The organism is Massilia sp. UBA6681 (genome assembly GCF_002454935.1).
Taxonomy (GTDB): Bacteria; Pseudomonadota; Gammaproteobacteria; order Burkholderiales; family Burkholderiaceae_D; genus Telluria; species Telluria varians.
The window spans coordinates 1-388 of the sequence record NZ_DKJX01000100.1 but is presented as its reverse complement, the minus strand read 5'-3'; the positions used below and the strand labels follow the sequence as shown (position 1 = coordinate 388).

1 pseudogene is annotated in these 388 nt (G+C 71.4%); it reads right to left on the bottom strand.

The features are described 5' to 3' along the window. Positions 1-73 precede the first annotated feature (73 nt). Positions 74-388 (bottom strand): annotated as a pseudogene (locus B2R83_RS19395) (urease accessory protein UreE); the annotation flags it as partial.

The following is a 388-nucleotide window of genomic DNA, read 5'->3' as shown; positions in this document are numbered from 1 at the left end:
CTGGACACTTGGTAATGCCTGATTCTACGTGACATTTCGCGTGAGCACCGACTTAGTGTGTGCCCAAGGACGTTCAGGCGCCGTCCACCTCGACCGGGCGACGGTGTTTCCGCGGCAGCGTTGCCGGCCGGTTGCCGGCGCCTGCAAGCGTGGCGGCGCAGGCGTCCGCTTCCGGTTCGAACGAGGCCAGCTCTTCCTCCACCGCGGCGCCCAGCTCCAGCACCAGGTCGCGCAGCGCCGGGTCGGCGCGCATGCGCAGGCCCCAGGCGCATACCTGCAGCCGGGCGTGGCGCTTGCCGAGCTGGTAGGCGCAGCGCGCCAGCACCAGCGGATCGCGGCAGCGCAGCGCATAGGTCGGTTCCGGCGCCGCCGCCACGCGCACCACGCG